At 44.9% G+C, this 14,995-nt stretch carries 15 protein-coding genes and 2 tRNA genes; 14 read left to right on the top strand and 3 right to left on the bottom strand.

All coding sequences use genetic code 11. From position 1 onward, the window contains the following. Nucleotides 1-419: 419 nt before the first annotated feature. Together V7051_RS02130 and V7051_RS02125 are read right to left on the bottom strand one after the other, a co-directional pair. Entirely contained in the window at nt 420-1,244 is an 825-nt protein-coding gene (locus tag V7051_RS02130) for an MOSC domain-containing protein (RefSeq protein WP_333873333.1), read from the bottom strand. A gap of 11 nt (nt 1,245-1,255) precedes the next feature. Beyond that, complete coding sequence (locus V7051_RS02125) at nt 1,256-1,606, bottom strand: hypothetical protein (RefSeq protein WP_333873334.1); 351 nt, start codon at nt 1,604-1,606, stop codon at nt 1,256-1,258. A 320-nt stretch (nt 1,607-1,926) separates the two neighbouring features. On the opposite strand from V7051_RS02125, the gene V7051_RS02120 reads away from it, so the two are divergent. The 9 genes from V7051_RS02120 (at nt 1,927) to V7051_RS02080 (ending at nt 9,204) form a co-directional block, all read left to right on the top strand. After that, nucleotides 1,927-3,120, top strand: coding sequence for an ABC transporter substrate-binding protein (locus tag V7051_RS02120; RefSeq protein WP_333873378.1), 1,194 nt, complete (start codon nt 1,927-1,929; stop codon nt 3,118-3,120). Then, on the top strand, nt 3,120-4,082 hold the full coding sequence (locus V7051_RS02115; RefSeq protein WP_333873379.1) for a PQQ-dependent catabolism-associated beta-propeller protein: 963 nt from the start codon (nt 3,120-3,122) through the stop codon (nt 4,080-4,082). Before V7051_RS02120 ends, V7051_RS02115 begins: the two co-directional genes overlap by 1 nt. Next, the gene (locus V7051_RS02110; protein ID WP_333873335.1) at nt 4,079-4,819 is read left to right on the top strand and encodes an ABC transporter ATP-binding protein; all 741 of its coding nucleotides are present in this window, start codon (nt 4,079-4,081) and stop codon (nt 4,817-4,819) included. The genes V7051_RS02115 and V7051_RS02110 overlap by 4 nt, the downstream gene beginning before the upstream one ends. After that, nucleotides 4,816-5,619, top strand: coding sequence for an ABC transporter permease (locus V7051_RS02105; RefSeq protein ID WP_333873336.1), 804 nt, complete (start codon nt 4,816-4,818; stop codon nt 5,617-5,619). Before V7051_RS02110 ends, V7051_RS02105 begins: the two co-directional genes overlap by 4 nt. Nucleotides 5,620-5,703: 84 nt before the next feature. Continuing rightward, complete coding sequence (locus V7051_RS02100) at nt 5,704-7,290, top strand: hypothetical protein (RefSeq protein ID WP_333873337.1); 1,587 nt, start codon at nt 5,704-5,706, stop codon at nt 7,288-7,290. Between the two features lie 253 nt (nt 7,291-7,543). After that, nucleotides 7,544-8,029, top strand: coding sequence for a hypothetical protein (locus tag V7051_RS02095; RefSeq protein ID WP_333873338.1), 486 nt, complete (start codon nt 7,544-7,546; stop codon nt 8,027-8,029). A 49-nt stretch (nt 8,030-8,078) separates the two neighbouring features. After that, a tRNA-Gly gene (locus V7051_RS02090) sits at nt 8,079-8,153 on the top strand. Nucleotides 8,154-8,205: 52 nt separating this feature from the next. Continuing rightward, nucleotides 8,206-8,279 (top strand) — tRNA-Cys (locus V7051_RS02085). Nucleotides 8,280-8,871: 592 nt separating this feature from the next. Further along, nucleotides 8,872-9,204 carry a hypothetical protein gene (locus tag V7051_RS02080; RefSeq protein WP_333873339.1) on the top strand — a complete coding sequence of 111 codons (333 nt, stop codon included), beginning with the start codon at nt 8,872-8,874 and terminating at the stop codon, nt 9,202-9,204. A 356-nt stretch (nt 9,205-9,560) separates the two neighbouring features. Here V7051_RS02080 and V7051_RS02075 read toward each other — a convergent pair whose 3' ends face one another. Further along, entirely contained in the window at nt 9,561-10,262 is a 702-nt protein-coding gene (locus V7051_RS02075; RefSeq protein ID WP_333873340.1) for a ComF family protein, read from the bottom strand. Between the two features lie 83 nt (nt 10,263-10,345). Between V7051_RS02075 and bioB the strand changes: the two genes are divergently transcribed. The 5 genes from bioB to bioD all read left to right on the top strand — a co-directional run bounded on the left by bioB (nt 10,346) and on the right by bioD (nt 14,927). Continuing rightward, complete coding sequence (gene bioB, locus V7051_RS02070) at nt 10,346-11,314, top strand: biotin synthase BioB (protein WP_333873341.1); 969 nt, start codon at nt 10,346-10,348, stop codon at nt 11,312-11,314. Nucleotides 11,315-11,531: 217 nt separating this feature from the next. Then, nucleotides 11,532-12,701 (top strand): 8-amino-7-oxononanoate synthase, encoded by a 1,170-nt coding sequence (gene bioF, locus V7051_RS02065; RefSeq protein ID WP_333873342.1) that lies wholly within the window; start codon nt 11,532-11,534, stop codon nt 12,699-12,701. After that, a complete protein-coding gene (gene bioH / locus V7051_RS02060; protein ID WP_333873343.1) occupies nt 12,698-13,504 on the top strand; it encodes a pimeloyl-ACP methyl ester esterase BioH in 807 nt (268 codons plus the stop codon). The genes bioF and bioH overlap by 4 nt, the downstream gene beginning before the upstream one ends. After that, entirely contained in the window at nt 13,495-14,268 is a 774-nt protein-coding gene (bioC, locus tag V7051_RS02055; RefSeq protein WP_333873344.1) for a malonyl-ACP O-methyltransferase BioC, read from the top strand. The genes bioH and bioC overlap by 10 nt, the downstream gene beginning before the upstream one ends. Continuing rightward, nucleotides 14,268-14,927, top strand: a complete 660-nt coding sequence (gene bioD / locus V7051_RS02050) for a dethiobiotin synthase (RefSeq protein ID WP_333873345.1) — start codon at nt 14,268-14,270, stop codon at nt 14,925-14,927. Before bioC ends, bioD begins: the two co-directional genes overlap by 1 nt. Nucleotides 14,928-14,995: the final 68 nt, after the last annotated feature.

The raw sequence follows: 14,995 nt of genomic DNA, 5'->3' as shown, positions 1-14,995 counted from the left end.
CTTAAGAGGCTGGAAAGTTTTATCCATAATGAAGCTGTTTTTATCCAGGATATTTAAAGAGTGATACTTTTTGAATAATGCACAACTTAATGCAAGCCTTATTAAGGTAAAAACAGTGAAAACAGCTAAAAACACTTCAAATTGCATATGCGACTCACAAGAATACAAAAGTTTAGCGGAAAAGTGGAAAATCTAGACTAATTTAATAGGGATATTATATTTGAATCAGCAGAGGGATGTGCAATAAATGCCGGGTGTGTTGGTTGATCAACAGTGGTTGAGGGCGTTTAGGTATTGAGATAAAAAGTATGAGGACTTACGGATCAGGGTTCAATTTTTTTTTACGTTCTTTAAGTTGTTGCAAAACTTGGAGATCAGTTATTGTAAACGGAAGGTAACTGACTGTTCGCTCAAATTGACTAAATGGGCGGTTGTCTTGTGCCGGTTAATTTGATGTGCACCGCGTCACCGACGGTCAATTGTCCGCATTGATCATGCAGAGCGTTTTGTCCAAAATAAACTTTATTTTGCCATTTCCGGGTGCGATTGAGTGTGGTCAGCGGTTCCCTACCGGTTTGCGCGGTTTCTTGGTCGATGGACGGAACAGAACAGCGGGAGCAGGGTTTGGGCAGCCTGAAATTTATGGCGCCAATGCTGATTTCGCGCCAACTGTCTTCTTCATAAGCTGAGCAGCCGGAAATAACCAGATTGGGCCTGAAACGGTTCATCGGTAAATTCAGCTGCATTTGATGATTTAATGCAACCAGCGAGTTTTCAGAAATAATCAGGAAAGGAAAGCCGTCAGAAAACGCCACTTTGTCGGTTGGCTTGGCATAGTCGGGATCAACCGGTCGAATAACTTCATCGGGCTGGTAAACCAGTCGGCAATCCAATTTTAAAAAATCGCTGAGCCATTGGTCAGCGTCTGCTGAAACGCTACGGGCATCGCACTGGTCATGCCAGATGGTGCTGTTAATGATGTGTCCGTCAACAGGTTCAAGAGGTAGGGATAGATTTTCCATGCCCGGTGCGGACAGAATCAGGTTTTTATCGGTCAGTGCGGTTTTAATTAAAGCCATTTTCGGCAATTTCCGCTGGCTGAGGAATTGCCGGTCGTTGTCGATAATCATCCATTTTCTGTCGTGCTGAAAGCCTTTTTCAGTGACTGGCCAGCTGTTTGCGCTAATGCCTGTTAATGACTTTACCGGATAGATGAATATGCCATTTAATATAGGGATTGTCATTGGCAATAGTATTAACCTAACAATGATTTTACGGCGCCGTCGAATATGTTGCTGTGAGCGGCTTGCGCTTGAGATGGATTACTTTGAAAGTCGGCGATAAGCTGACTGAGCGCTTGTTGAGCTTGATCTTTATTTTCGATTGCAGCAGGTTGATCAGTGCTTTTTACCGGTGACGATGTCGACAGTTTTAATGACGTATCGGAAAGGTTTACTGTTTCCTTCGGAACTTGTAGGCTATCGTCCTGATCGTTATCTGGCCGGGTTTCGATAGCAGGCTCATTATTTTCCACGCTTTTTGTCCGTTGGGATGAGGCGGTGTTAATGAGGGTGTCGGGTCGTGTTTGTATAGTACTGGCGTCCATTTCTATCTCCCTTTAGTTTTAATTGAAGCCGTAAAAACGGCGGCGGTTTTGCCCTGACTTTAAATTCAACCTTGAAATCAGGAATGTTTTTATTGATGCTGAACCCTTTGTTGATCGAAGTCAATCCCTATTTACAGCTGAGCTGATTAGCTCAATAAAACTCATTTTTCCAAAGCCAAACAGACTGATTTTACAAATAAAGGCGGTAAATTATTTGGATGTTTCAGCGGTCGATTCTAATGGGCTTTATCGAAAAACAAAACAAAGTTAATGAATCCGTTAAAATTAGCGTCTGTGCAATTTATTATTGTTAGGAAATGATGCGATCAATTAATTTGTTTCTCAGGGTAACTCTTAAGTTTCTATTTATTATTCATTTGCTTAGTGCAAATCTTGTTTATGCGGAGGCTAAACAGACGGTTAACATTGCTTATTTCACGCAAGAACAGAAAGTCCCGCCTCCATTGTCTAACCTGGATGTTTTTATCAAAGACAAGGGGGTTTTTGGCGCGCAGTTGGCGATTGATGATAATAATACAACCGGGCAGTTTACCAAACAGCAGTTTGTGCTGAAAAAATTCATTGTGCCGTTAGATGGTAATGTTATCGATACGTTTAACAAAGATGTTGGCGATCAATATTCGTATGTCGTTGTTAATTTGCCCGCCGATGCTTTAAGCAAAATCGCCGATTTACCTGCCACAAAACAAAAACTGTTCTTTGATGCGGCAACAATTGATGATGCATTACGCAATGAGCAATGCCGCAATAACGTTTTGCATATTTTGCCGAGTAGGGCAATGCGTGCCGATGCGTTGGCGCAATACATGATGAAAAAACGCTGGAATAAGTGGTTCTTAGTCGTTGGCGCTGCGGCGGAAGATCGCTTATTTGCTGATGCGCTTAGACGTGCGGCTAAACGTTTCGGCATGAAAATAGTCGAGGAGAAAACCTGGGAGCACACCTACGATGCGCGGCGCACGGTGCAATCGGATGTGGCGGTATTTACCCAGGTGGATGACTATGACGTGCTGGTCGTTGCCGATGAGCAAGGGCAGTTTGGCGAATATCTGGAATACAGAACCTGGAATGCAAGGCCGGTAATCGGTACACAGGGACTGGTAGCTACGGCATGGCATCCAACCCATGAACAATGGGGCGCGGTGCAGATTCAAAATCGCTTTAAAGAGTTGGCGGGGCGCTGGATGGAAGAACAGGATTATGCCGCTTATCTGGCGGTCAGGGCCATCGGCGAGGCAGCCACCCGTACCAAATCCAACGACATAAGCCAGCTAAAGGATTATATGTTGAGTGATGCGTTTGCGTTGCAGGGATACAAAGGCAATCCTTTGTCGTTCCGCTCTTGGGATGGTCAGTTGCGGCAGCCCGTTTTGTTGGCGGCACCCAGATCATTGGTTGCTGTCGCGCCGATTGAAGGATTTTTACATCCCCAAACCGAACTCGATACTTTGGGTTATGATCAACCTGAATCGACCTGTAAATGGAGTAAATGATGATGAAAAATGTTCTAGGGCTGTTTTTGACGGCCGCACTGATGGGAACAGCGCAGGCTGAAACCGTTTTCGTTACACTTGAAAAAGATAATGCGCTGGCGGTTGTCGACCCTATCGCCGGTAAATTGATCAAAACAGTCGAAATCGGCCAGCGCCCAAGAGGCATCGCCATCAGTCCCGATAATAAGTTTTTGTATATCGCAACCAGTGACGACAACACTATCAGGATCATTGATGCCGAGACGCTCAAAGAAACCGGAAAGCTGCCGTCCGGTGAAGACCCGGAGACCTTTGCGTTAAATCCTGCGGGCGACCGGCTTTATGTATCCAATGAAGATGATAGTCAGGTAACTGTCATTGACATTAAGCATAAAAAAGCCATCAAGCAAATTAAGGTGGGCGTGGAGCCTGAAGGCATCATTGTGAGCCCTGATAATCTCTGGGTTGCCAGCGCTTCCGAAACGACCAATATGGTGCATTGGATCGATACCAAAACCAATACTATTGTAGAAAATACTCTGGTTGATCCTCGTCCCCGGGCGCTTGGCTTTACAGCCGACAGTCAACAATTGTGGGTCACCTCGGAAATGGCCGGCACCTTGATGATTCTGGATGTTAAAACCAAGCAGATCGTCAAAACGATCAAGTTTGATGTGCAAGGCGTTACGTCCGATAAAATTCAGCCGGTAGGCGTGGTTATCGATAAGGACAGAAAGCGCGGCTATGTGGCATTAGGGCCTGCAAATCGTGTCGCAGTAGTTAATGCCCAGACTTTTGAAGTGGAAAAATACTTGCTGGTCGGTCAGCGGGTTTGGAATCTGGCGTTTTCACCGGATCAAAAAAGGTTGTATACCACTAACGGTACCAGTAACGATATTTCGCTTGTCGATCTTGAGAGTCAAACCGTGACTAAATCGATCGGCGTGGGTACTTATCCGTGGGGAGTTGCAGTAAAGCCATGAACTCGTCGATAGCGTTATCCGTCGAAGATTTAAGTTTTTCCTATGGCGGCAAAAAAGCATTGTCTCAGGTCAATTTCAAGATTCGACCAGGTGAATGCACGGTTTTGTTAGGGCCTAACGGGGCAGGGAAAAGTACTTTATTTTCCTTGATTACGCGCTTGTATGACACGCGAGAAGGGCGTATCGAATTATGCGGTTTCGATATTAAGCGGCAAACCCTGTCGGCATTGTCAAAACTGGGTGTGGTTTTTCAGCAAACCACCTTAGATATGGATTTGTCGGTCATGCAAAACCTGCGCTATCACACCTCTTTGCATGGTATGGGGCGAAAACAAGCGGAGCAAAGGATTCAGCAGGAGCTGGAACGTTTAAATATGTATGATCGGCGTTTTGAAAAAGTACGCCAGCTCAATGGCGGGCATAGACGACGCGTGGAAATTGCCCGGGCGTTATTGCACAAGCCGTCGGTGTTGTTACTGGATGAGCCCACCGTCGGTTTGGATGTGCCCAGTCGGTTGTCCATTGTCGAATATGTGCATCGTTTAGCTGCCGAAGAAAACTTGGCAGTTTTATGGGCGAGTCATTTGATTGATGAAATATATCCTGACGACCATCTAATCGTATTGCATAAAGGACAAGTCAAAGCTAACGGAACGGTTGATGATGTTCTTGAAACAACCAACGCCCCAACGATTAAAGATGCTTTTTATAGTTTGACCCAGGGAGAAACGGCTTGAAGTTACTACATTATTGGCGCGCCATGTGGGGCATCATCTGGCGCGAACTATGGCGTTTTGTTACCCAGAGAGAGCGGTTTATTTCTGCATTGGTCAGGCCTTTAGTCTGGTTATTTGTATTTGCAGCGGGGTTCAGGGCCGCATTAGGGCTTGCGATCACTCCACCTTATGAGACTTATATTCTTTATGAGGTTTATATTACTCCCGGCCTGATCGGCATGATTCAGTTGTTTAACGGTATGCAGAGTTCATTATCGATGGTCTACGACCGTGAGATGGGCAGTATGCGTATATTGATGGTTTGCCCGTTGCCGCGCTGGTTTTTATTGCTCAGTAAATTACTGGCCGGTACCGGTGTATCGGTTTTGCAAGCGTATGTGTTTTTAGCGATTGCGTGGTTTTATGATATTCAGGCGCCTTGGCAGGGCTATTTGTGGATATTGCCGGCATTGTTATTATCGGGACTAATGCTGGGTGCTTTAGGCTTATTGTTATCGTCTTTCATAAAGCAATTGGAAAATTTTGCCGGCGTGATGAACTTTGTGATTTTCCCGATGTTTTTTATGTCAACCGCACTCTATCCTTTATGGAAAATCAAAGAGTCCAGTGCGCTGCTTTATAATCTGGCGCAATTTAATCCATTTTCCCAGGCGGTCGAATTGATCCGCTTTGCCCTGTATGGTCAGTTTAACAGCCCGGCATTTATTTATACGTTTTCTGCCTTTATCCTGTTTATGGTGGCTGCAATCATTGGCTATAACCCATCAAAAGGCATGATGATGAGAAAAGGCGGAGCTTGATGTCTCTGTAATGAGTTGGATAGACAACACCATCGCAAGTTTTTGTTAGGCAATGTAAAGCATTAAAATTAATTCGGTGTATATGTGAAGAACTCTTTTTTTCTGGTTATTCCAACGCAACAAAAAAATTCCCTGCGCCTGAAAGAGTTTGAGGCAAAGGCGCTACAACATTGGGTGGCTGAATTACCTACGGCTAATCCTGGTTTGGCCACACGCCTGCTTCATGATTTTCTTATAGATTTTAATGCAGTTGAAATGAGTACCCAGTTAAGGCTGGATGCGCTGGAGATCTTGCGTCCAAGTGTCCACGTCATTGAAGATTATCTTCGTTCCAGGCTGATTAAAGCAGGCTTCCCGAAGGAAGAGAATGACAAGAAAATTTTGACCGTATTGATTTCGATTGAAAAGGAATTCACTATCGGTTACTGGATGGTGCTTAAGGAATTAACCAAACGTGGTGTCGGCTGGTTTCAAGGAAAGAATGCGGCACTAGCGATCCAACGCTGCATTAAAGGGCTGGGCAGCATCATTGCCGTTCATTTTATTATGGGGATGCCGATTCCCGACTGGGTTTGGATAGATTTGCATTCGCTTTACAACCTGAGCGTAACAATAAAAAACAATACGACCAAAGTCGTCAACGATATAAGCCAATCCACTAAAGCCAGCAGCCCTGAAGAATGTTATAAACAGATTCTTTTACTCAGCCTTGCTGATCCTGTCGGCTTGATGCAAAAGGAAGTTGTTTTGGTTTATAGTTTTATAGAAACGATAAGTTCTTTGGTCGGTCTAAAAAAAGAGCCGGTGAATGGTCAGCCAATACAGTGCATCGTTTTAACAGACGAAGATAAGGCGCCTCACTATCAATTTGAAGCAAGCGCTAAAAATGATTCGGCGATGCTGTATCTGGACTTTACCAAATTGTTTAAGGCCCTTAAGCAGAAAGAAAAATTGATTAATGCTGCGGAGGCAAGGTTCAGTTCGATGCATGTATTAAAAAACGATATCGGAAAACCCTCGGCGGAATTACTTGAGTATCTTGAACAAAGATGGTTGGGAATTAATTTGCAGGGAGTGCCATTTTTTAGCGATAGGATGGATCGATATATCGCCGTAGGCTTGGAGTCAACTCATGAGCTGCAAAATGCGCTGGAATCTGTCGGTGAAAAAGATCTGGAGTTTCTGGTTCAATCGGCGTCCGACAGATTATTGTCCGGTGTTTTTAAAAAAACGGGTGTTTTGTCAGTGGGAAGTTTGGTCAGTTTTAGAAAAACAGACGGTCCTGAGCACAAGCGCTCATTAGGGATTGTCAACAAAGTCATTGTCGATAAGCAAAGCGGCAGAATAAATTTTGGTATGCAATTATTGGCTCATCAATCTATTGCTGTCACCTATGTTCAGCTTGATGAGTCGGGGAAAGATATTCCGCAAAAAGGGCTGTTTTATAGTGCGAAGGAACTGGAGTATGAAAAGAATTATATTGTGACCGATAGTTTTATGTTGAAAGATGATGATGTTATTCGAATGTTTATGAATAGCGAAGACTTTCCGGTTGTATTGAGTAACAGGAAGAATGTCGGATTAGGTTACTGGCAGTTTGAATGTCGACGGGTAGCTGAAAAGGATAAACCGATATTGTTACAGGCTAAAAAAGGTTACGATTTCATTTAAATAATGTATATCATTGAAATATAATGCTATAGGCATATAGCACTTGAAAAGTTTTTTTATCGTGGTAAGTTGACATGTCAAGTTGATTATTGGTGATGAATTGTCGGCTTTTTCAAAGCGGACAGTTAAATAAAGCTCAGGGTACCAGCTCGTAGTTAGATTGTTGATGTATATGAGTTACCGAGGCAATCAGGTAATATGCTTCGAGCAATGACCTGAAAATAATAAAAAATTACAATTGTGAGGATACGAAATGAGTAATGAAGAAAACGCTAAAAAATCGGTAGATGCAGCAAAAGAAACGGCTGGAAAGCTGTTTTCATCAATGATGAGCTTAAAAGAAAAAAATCCAAAAGTTTTTTTTGGTGCTGTTGGAGGCGTCGTCTTCCTGTTGATTGTCATGATGGTGAGCGGTGGTGATTCAGAAACTATTTCCACTGCTGGACCTAAGAATCTTGTGACTGGTCAGCGCTATGTTTTGAAAAACCCCAATACTTACGAAGTTGAATCTCCTATTCAGTTGCTTGCCGTGCCTGGGGCTATAGCGGCATTTGATGATAGTGAAGATGAGGATAAAGGCAAAGTTGAATCTTGCAGACGCATAGCGCAAGGAACTGCAATAACTGTCGTAGATTTCCAGGATTTTGCGGGAAAGAAAAATGCATTTGTTAAAGTTCAGGTTGAAGATGGTGATTGTAAAGGTAGTTCAGGTTGGGTTTTGGCAATTGATGTTCAATAAAAGTTGACAAGACTAAAAAACAGCTTATAATGATCAAATAAATTGAAGCGCGGGAATAGCTCAGTGGTAGAGCACAACCTTGCCAAGGTTGGGGTCGCGAGTTCGAATCTCGTTTCCCGCTCCAATTAATTTAAAAAAAGCCGCGAACTATCGCGGCTTTTTTATTTCCCTTTTAGGGCTGCGTAGCAAAATGGTTATGCAGTGGCCTGCAAAGCCATCTACGGCGGTTCGATTCCGCCCGCAGCCTCCATTAGTGAATGCAATGAGACTCAAAGAAGTACATAAACCTGCAAGTCGTAAGGCTTAGCGGGTTTTTTATTGTCCAGAAAAATGAATTTGCTACGAATGCACAAACAGAGTTATACGCCAGCGAAATTTATTCTTTTGCTTGAGGCATCAAAGCCAGATGTGATAATTGGGCTGGGTAACACTGATTTTTATGTTTCAAGATAATCTCTAGTGCCTGCTAAGCCACAGTAAATCGTTGCCTTAGGTATTTTACGATATATCAATGCCTTGTCATTTATCTTAGGATGAGGTCATTGAAAGAATCTGCTTGTGGTGAGGCCTTTTTTAATGACCCCGAGAGAGTTAGCAATACAAGCATGGAACCTATATGAAAAATTAATCGATCTTGATCTTGAGCGTACTCGTCGTCCTCGTCAAGATTCTGATCTTAAAACTGGATATTCAGGGCGACGCAATATTAAGCGGGAAACCAGATTGCATCGTTTATCGAATCGAGCCTATAAAAGATATAAGCGGCGACTGGCTGCTTGTTTGCGTGACGGATAAGTTACTGAAATTATTTATAGGATATTGGTTTTTGTAGGGAAGTAGAGTTGTTAAGTGCTTATGCGACAGCCCATAAATTAAAAATCATAAAAAGCTTTTACGGGTTTTTTGTGATAGTCAACAGCTTAATTTCGATGATTAAGAAGAGAAAATTACTTATCTTGCTCTTTATGTGTTCTACAGAGTTATTATCGTCCTGTGCCGAGTTTAAAGAGGCAGGGAGAACAATAGGTCATACGGTGCGCAATGTCACCAGGGAAGTGGGTCATGGTACTAGGGATGCCGCCAAGGAAATTGGTCATGGCACGAGGCGCGTAGTTAGCGGTATTGGGCAAGAAACTCAAGATAAGGCAAAGGAGTTATCTAATGATGAACAGTAATTTAGTTGCCTCAAAGTATAAAATTATAAGCTAATAAAGGACTTAGGATTAAGCAGGTAAAGGCAGTCGGTTATTTGGCAATGTAAGCATTAGGTATAAAAATAAAGTGCTGCTTCACATGAGAATGTTTTAAAAGAGCTTGGCATTTGACACGTTGCATCAATTTTAACGGGTCTCCAATAAATAATTAGCGCTGCAGCTATGACTTCTGTCTGGTAAGCAAATCAGAAGCACGAACTAATAGCCTTGGGGAATATAAAAAATCTATTGATTAGTACGCTTTTACTTTTGACAAACCCGACCAAAACACTTTAGCCATTATGTTCCCCTTCAAAAAAGCCCATGATTGGTTGGAATCAAGCCCTGGCACATACCCAAACATCAACCCGGTCAGCCCCGGCTTTTTTCAATACATAAGCCAATTCGTGAGCTGTTGAACCCGTGGTCATTACATCGTCAAGTATTGCGATGTGTCGGGCGTGGATGGGTTTGATAAGCGAAAAAGCGTTATTCAGGTTTTTACGGCGTTTTTTGGCGGATAATTGGGTTTGGTGGGGCGTATCGCGATGACGTCGACAGCTGGATATATCTAACGGAATCTGTAATTCTTTGGCTACCGTTTTGGCAATTTCTATGGCTTGGTTGAAGCCGCGTTGGCGGTAACGGGCTTTATGTAGCGGCACAGGTAAAATCAAGTCGGGCTGTTCAGCGGTTTGTTTAAGGTGTTCAGCCAACAATATGCCAAGTAAGCGGGCATTTTTGTAATCAGCGCCGAATTTTAAGGTACTGATCAGATGCCGGATGGCTCCTTGATAAGTGAACGGTGCATAAGTCTCGTCAAAAGCAGGCTGGCGGCTCAGGCAGCGGCCGCACAGTACTGGGGCGGTGGTAGGCGTTTCCAATATTTCGGCGCATCGATAGCAGCATAGATTATTTCGCGGCAGTTGCTTATAGCATGAGAGGCAAATATCGCGGGAATGATATCCGGGATTACCACACAAGATGCAGGTAGGCGGCAGCAGGTAATCCTGTATAATATTGATCCAGTTGTATACCATTTTTATTTAAACAGGTTGACAAGTTTATCGTCGTTTATGATTGATGGGCTTTGTACCTCAGCCCTACACTGGAGCTTAACAGAATGTCTGCAAACCCTGCAATTCGCCATGACTGGCAGTTGGACGAAGTGCAAGCGCTTTACGCGTTGCCTTTTAATGACCTGATTTTTAAGGCGCAAACCGTGCATCGGGAGAATTTCGATCCCAATGAAGTGCAGATAAGTAGTCTGCTGAGTATTAAAACAGGCTCCTGTTCTGAAGATTGCGGCTATTGCCCGCAAAGCGCACGCTATGATTCCGATTTGACGCCCGAGGCGTTAATGCCGGTTGATAAGGTTTTGCAGGCGGCGCAACTTGCTAAAGATCAAGGTGCATCGCGTTTTTGTATGGGGGCGGCTTGGCGTCAACCTAAAGACCGGGATGTTGAACGGGTGGTCGAAATGGTTCAGGGCGTTAAGGCGTTGGGCATGGAAACTTGCGTAACGTTAGGCATGCTGACCGATGCCCAAACCATCAGGCTAAAAGAAGGCGGCCTGGATTATTACAACCACAATCTGGATACTTCGGAGGATTATTATTCCGAAGTCATCACCACGCGGACTTATCAGGATCGTCTGGATACGCTGGCTCGGGTCAGGGATGCCGGGATTAACGTGTGTTGCGGTGGTATCGTCGGTATGGGCGAGAGCGATGTCGATCGCGCCAAGCTGTTAATCGAACTGGCAAACCTGCCAAAGCATCCTGAAAGTGTGCCGGTCAATATGTTGGTACAGGTCGAGGGTACGCCGCTGATGGGTACCGAAGCGCTGGACCCGATTATCTTTATCAGGACTATAGCGGTTGCCAGAATCATGATGCCCAAATCGCGGGTGCGTTTATCCGCAGGCCGTAACAATATGAGCGACGAAATGCAGGCATTGTGTTTTCTGGCCGGAGCTAACTCGATTTTTTACGGCGATAAGTTATTGACTACCGATAATCCGATGACTAACCATGATTTGGCTTTGTTCGAGCGGTTGGGTGTGCATTCAGGCGGTTCAAGTTACGCTTGATGCTTAATAGATCAATTAGTCCACAAAAACACGACAATATTCAAAATGATTCATTTCGTGCTTTTTGTGGTCGATGCTTAAAATATAAGGCGCGAAAGCGCGTTCAGCCGGCCCTGCAGCGAATATTCTTATGATGGGAACAGCTGCGAGAGAACAAAATTTTTCCAGACAACTATATAAAACTTCGTGTCCTTCGTGGTAAATATTACTGACTTTTATGACGCTTCCATTCTCGAACTTAGCAACTGACCTCGATGATATTGCCCGGCAAGGCTTATACCGAGCAAGGCGAGTCATAGAGTCTCCGCAAGGCATTAACCTGAAAATTGACGGCAGAAATATCGTCAATTTTTGCAGTAATGATTATTTGGGGCTGGCTAATCATCCGGAAGTAGTCAAGGCATTTAAAAACGGTGCGGATCAATACGGCGTCGGTAGTGGTTCGGCGCATTTGATTTGCGGGCATAGTTCGGCTCACCATGCGTTGGAAGAAGAACTTGCGGCGTTCACCGGTCGGGATCGGGCGTTATTGTTTTCTACGGGTTACATGGCAAACATCGGTGTGATCTCGGCTTTGCTGGGGCGCGGTGATGCGGTGTTTGAAGACCGGTTGAATCATGCGTCTTTATTGGACGGCGGCCTGTTGTCGAGCGCAAAGTTTAAGCGCTATATCCATGCCGATGCGGCTGATCTTGGAGCGAAGCTGGTCAATGTCGCAGGCAACAAGCTAATTGTTACCGATGGTGTATTCAGCATGGATGGCGATTTTGCACCATTGGATAAATTGGCGGTTGCGGCAAAAAAACATGATGCCTGGCTGATGGTTGACGATGCGCACGGCTTGGCTGTAATCGGCGAACACGGAGGCGGTATCTTGGAGCATTATGGTTTGAATCAAGATGATGTGCCGATATTAATGGGAACTTTGGGTAAAGGTTTGGGTACATTTGGCGCTTTCATTGCCGGTTCCGAAGTATTGATTGAAACCTTGCTGCAGAAAGCCCGTACTTATATATATACCACTGCGTTCCCTGCGACGGTTGCCGAGGCGACGCGGGCAAGTTTAAAAATTGCTATTAGTGAAGGCTGGCGCAGGAACAAGCTTAGGCAACTGTCGGAGCGTTTCAGCGTGGGCGCCGAGCAAGTCGGGTTGCAGGTGATGCCGTCATCGTCAGCTATTCAGCCCATCCTGGTCGGCGACAGTCAAACAGCCGTAGACATCAGCAAGGCTTTATTGAATGCCGGGTTCCTGGTTAGCGCGATTCGGCCGCCGACAGTACCTCAAGGCAGTGCGCGGCTGCGAGTGACTTTTTCAGCGCTGCATCAGGAGCAACATGTCGATCGGTTATTGGATACGCTGGCTAAAATTATCGTAGGCCAGCAGTGACAAAAATTCACCTGGAAACATTCGGCAAAGGCAAATCTATTGTGCTGGTTCATGGCTGGGCAATGCATTCCGGTATCTGGCGTGAATTTGCCCAGCAGTTGGCGCTCAACTATCAGGTCACTTGTATCGATTTACCGGGGCACGGACATAGCGAAAAAATCGATCCGTTTACGATGGAACGGATTAGCGCTGAGTTGATTAAAATAACCTCTCTCCCCTGTTTTTCAAAGGGGGAGGGGATTTGCTGGTTGGGTTGGTCTTTGGGCGCTAATGTAGTGCTTGATATAGCCAGCCGTTATCCTGAGCGGGTATCTTCACTGATATTGCTTGCGGGAAATCCATCGTTCACATGTTCCGGCTTGGGAACGCAAAAATGGCCCGGCATGGATGTCCGTTTGCTGGATGACTTTGCCGAGCACTTGAATAAAAATTGTCAGGCGACTTTGCTGCGATTTCTATCCTTGCAGGTAAACGCTTTGCCCGACCCAAAAAACCTTCTTAAAAAACTTAAAGCAGCCGTGTTTGAATGCGATGCGCCGGATAAAAACACCTTGCAAGGCGGTTTGGATATATTAAAACAGGCAGACTTGAGGCCGGTGCTATCGGGATTGGATCTTCCCGTCTCGGCCATTTTGGGTGGCTTGGACACTTTGGTTCCTGTGGCTGTAGGTCAGAAAATGCAGCAGTTATTGCCTAATCTGGAATTAAATGTAATCGACAGAGCAGGGCATGTGCCGTTTTTATCGCACAGCCGGGAAACGCTGGCGATTATTTCCCGATTTATGGATAAGCAATGTATTTAGATAAAGCCAAAATCAAGCAGTCGTTTGCGGCGGCTTCGGTTACTTATGATGGTGTTGCCGAATTACAGCGCACTGTCGGTAAAGCACTGCTGAGTATTATCGGTACCGAAAGCCTGGCTGGAACTTTGTTGGATTTGGGTTGCGGTACCGGTTTTTTAACTTCCGAACTGTTGAGGCATGCGCAGCCTATTATTGCGTTGGATATTGCATTGCCGATGTTGCAGGTAACGCGAAAGAAACTGGCTGGCGCGACTAATGTCAGCTATATCTGCGCCGATGCCGAACAGCTTCCGCTTGCTGAAAAAATCATTGATGGCGTATTTTCCAATCTCGCATTGCAATGGTGCGTTAATATTAATGCTGTTTTTACTGATATTAAACGGGTAATGAAACCGGGTGCGCGGCTGGTTTTTTCAACATTCGGTCCGCAAACATTACAGGAATTAAAGGCTGCGTGGATGGAAGTTGATGATTACAGCCACGTTAACGACTTTTACAGCGAGCAGCAGCTGATGCATTTTCTTCAGCTGGCAGGTTTTAGCGAGATAGTGATTGAAACTAAACGCTATATATCGGATTACGACTCGGTTTTGGCGCTGATGAAAGAGTTAAAGTACATCGGCGCTCATAACGTGATTACCGGGCGTAACATGAATATTACGACCAGAGCCCAGATGCAGCGCATGATTGCGGCTTATGAGCAGCATCGGACCGGTAACCGGATTCCTGCCACTTTCGAGGTTATTACGGTTAAGGCAAGTTAATGGAAAAGGGCTACTTTATTACAGGCACGGATACTAACGTCGGCAAGACCTGGGCGACGGTTGCGCTGATGCGTTACTTTAAAAGCCGGGGAAAATCAGTTGTCGGTATGAAGCCCGTTGCATCCGGTTGTTTAACACAAGACGGGCAATTGAAAAATGAAGATGCGTTGCTGATACAAGAGAATGCTTCAGTGCAACTTGATTATGACTTGATCAATCCTTACGCCTATGAGCAGCCGGTTTCACCTCATATTGCGGGAGTAAGAAATCCAGTCAGGCTGGATCTACTGGAGTCTAGGTTCGAGCAGTTGAAAACCTTGGCTGACATCGTTGTCGTCGAGGGTGCGGGAGGTTGGTATACTCCTTTAAACGAGCGTGAAGCGATCGACGATTTGGCGAAGTTGCTGGCGTTGCCGGTCATTATGGTCGTCGCTATCAGGCTGGGCTGTATTAATCACGCAAGATTGACTTATCAGGCGATAAAGCAGTCAGGCATAAGTTGTGCCGGTTGGGTCGCGGTCTGTACAGACCCGGAATTGTTAAGCAGGGACGAGAATATACAAACCATAAAACAAGCTTTGGATATGCCTTTGCTGGGTGTATTGCCCTATAGGAAAGTCGCTGATTTCGATTTTTTCTCTGAACAAGTGAAGATATAACCGTCATTAATACGGTATCTTTACGATGGTATGGATTCGTGAAGTAAGATGCCAAAGCTAGGGCGGTA

Origin of the sequence: Methylobacter sp., from assembly GCF_036845245.1 — a bacterium.
In the GTDB taxonomy this organism is placed as follows: Bacteria; Pseudomonadota; Gammaproteobacteria; order Methylococcales; family Methylomonadaceae; genus Methylobacter_A.
The sequence above is the reverse complement of the archived record's forward strand: the minus strand, read 5'-3'. Positions and strand labels throughout refer to the sequence as shown.

What these genes read in the sequence shown, in the direction of transcription:
- V7051_RS02125 (WP_333873334.1), bottom strand. Translation starts at nt 1,606, where the DNA reads ATGGACGCCAGTACTATACAAACACGACCCGACACCCTCATTAACACC.
- V7051_RS02115 (WP_333873379.1), top strand. Translation starts at nt 3,120, where the DNA reads ATGATGAAAAATGTTCTAGGGCTGTTTTTGACGGCCGCACTGATGGGA.
- bioD (WP_333873345.1), top strand. Translation starts at nt 14,268, where the DNA reads ATGGAAAAGGGCTACTTTATTACAGGCACGGATACTAACGTCGGCAAG.
- V7051_RS02110 (WP_333873335.1), top strand. Translation starts at nt 4,079, where the DNA reads ATGAACTCGTCGATAGCGTTATCCGTCGAAGATTTAAGTTTTTCCTAT.
- V7051_RS02075 (WP_333873340.1), bottom strand. Translation starts at nt 10,262, where the DNA reads ATGGTATACAACTGGATCAATATTATACAGGATTACCTGCTGCCGCCT.
- bioC (WP_333873344.1), top strand. Translation starts at nt 13,495, where the DNA reads ATGTATTTAGATAAAGCCAAAATCAAGCAGTCGTTTGCGGCGGCTTCG.
- bioF (WP_333873342.1), top strand. Translation starts at nt 11,532, where the DNA reads ATGACGCTTCCATTCTCGAACTTAGCAACTGACCTCGATGATATTGCC.
- V7051_RS02095 (WP_333873338.1), top strand. Translation starts at nt 7,544, where the DNA reads ATGAGTAATGAAGAAAACGCTAAAAAATCGGTAGATGCAGCAAAAGAA.
- bioB (WP_333873341.1), top strand. Translation starts at nt 10,346, where the DNA reads ATGTCTGCAAACCCTGCAATTCGCCATGACTGGCAGTTGGACGAAGTG.
- V7051_RS02120 (WP_333873378.1), top strand. Translation starts at nt 1,927, where the DNA reads ATGCGATCAATTAATTTGTTTCTCAGGGTAACTCTTAAGTTTCTATTT.
- V7051_RS02130 (WP_333873333.1), bottom strand. Translation starts at nt 1,244, where the DNA reads ATGACAATCCCTATATTAAATGGCATATTCATCTATCCGGTAAAGTCA.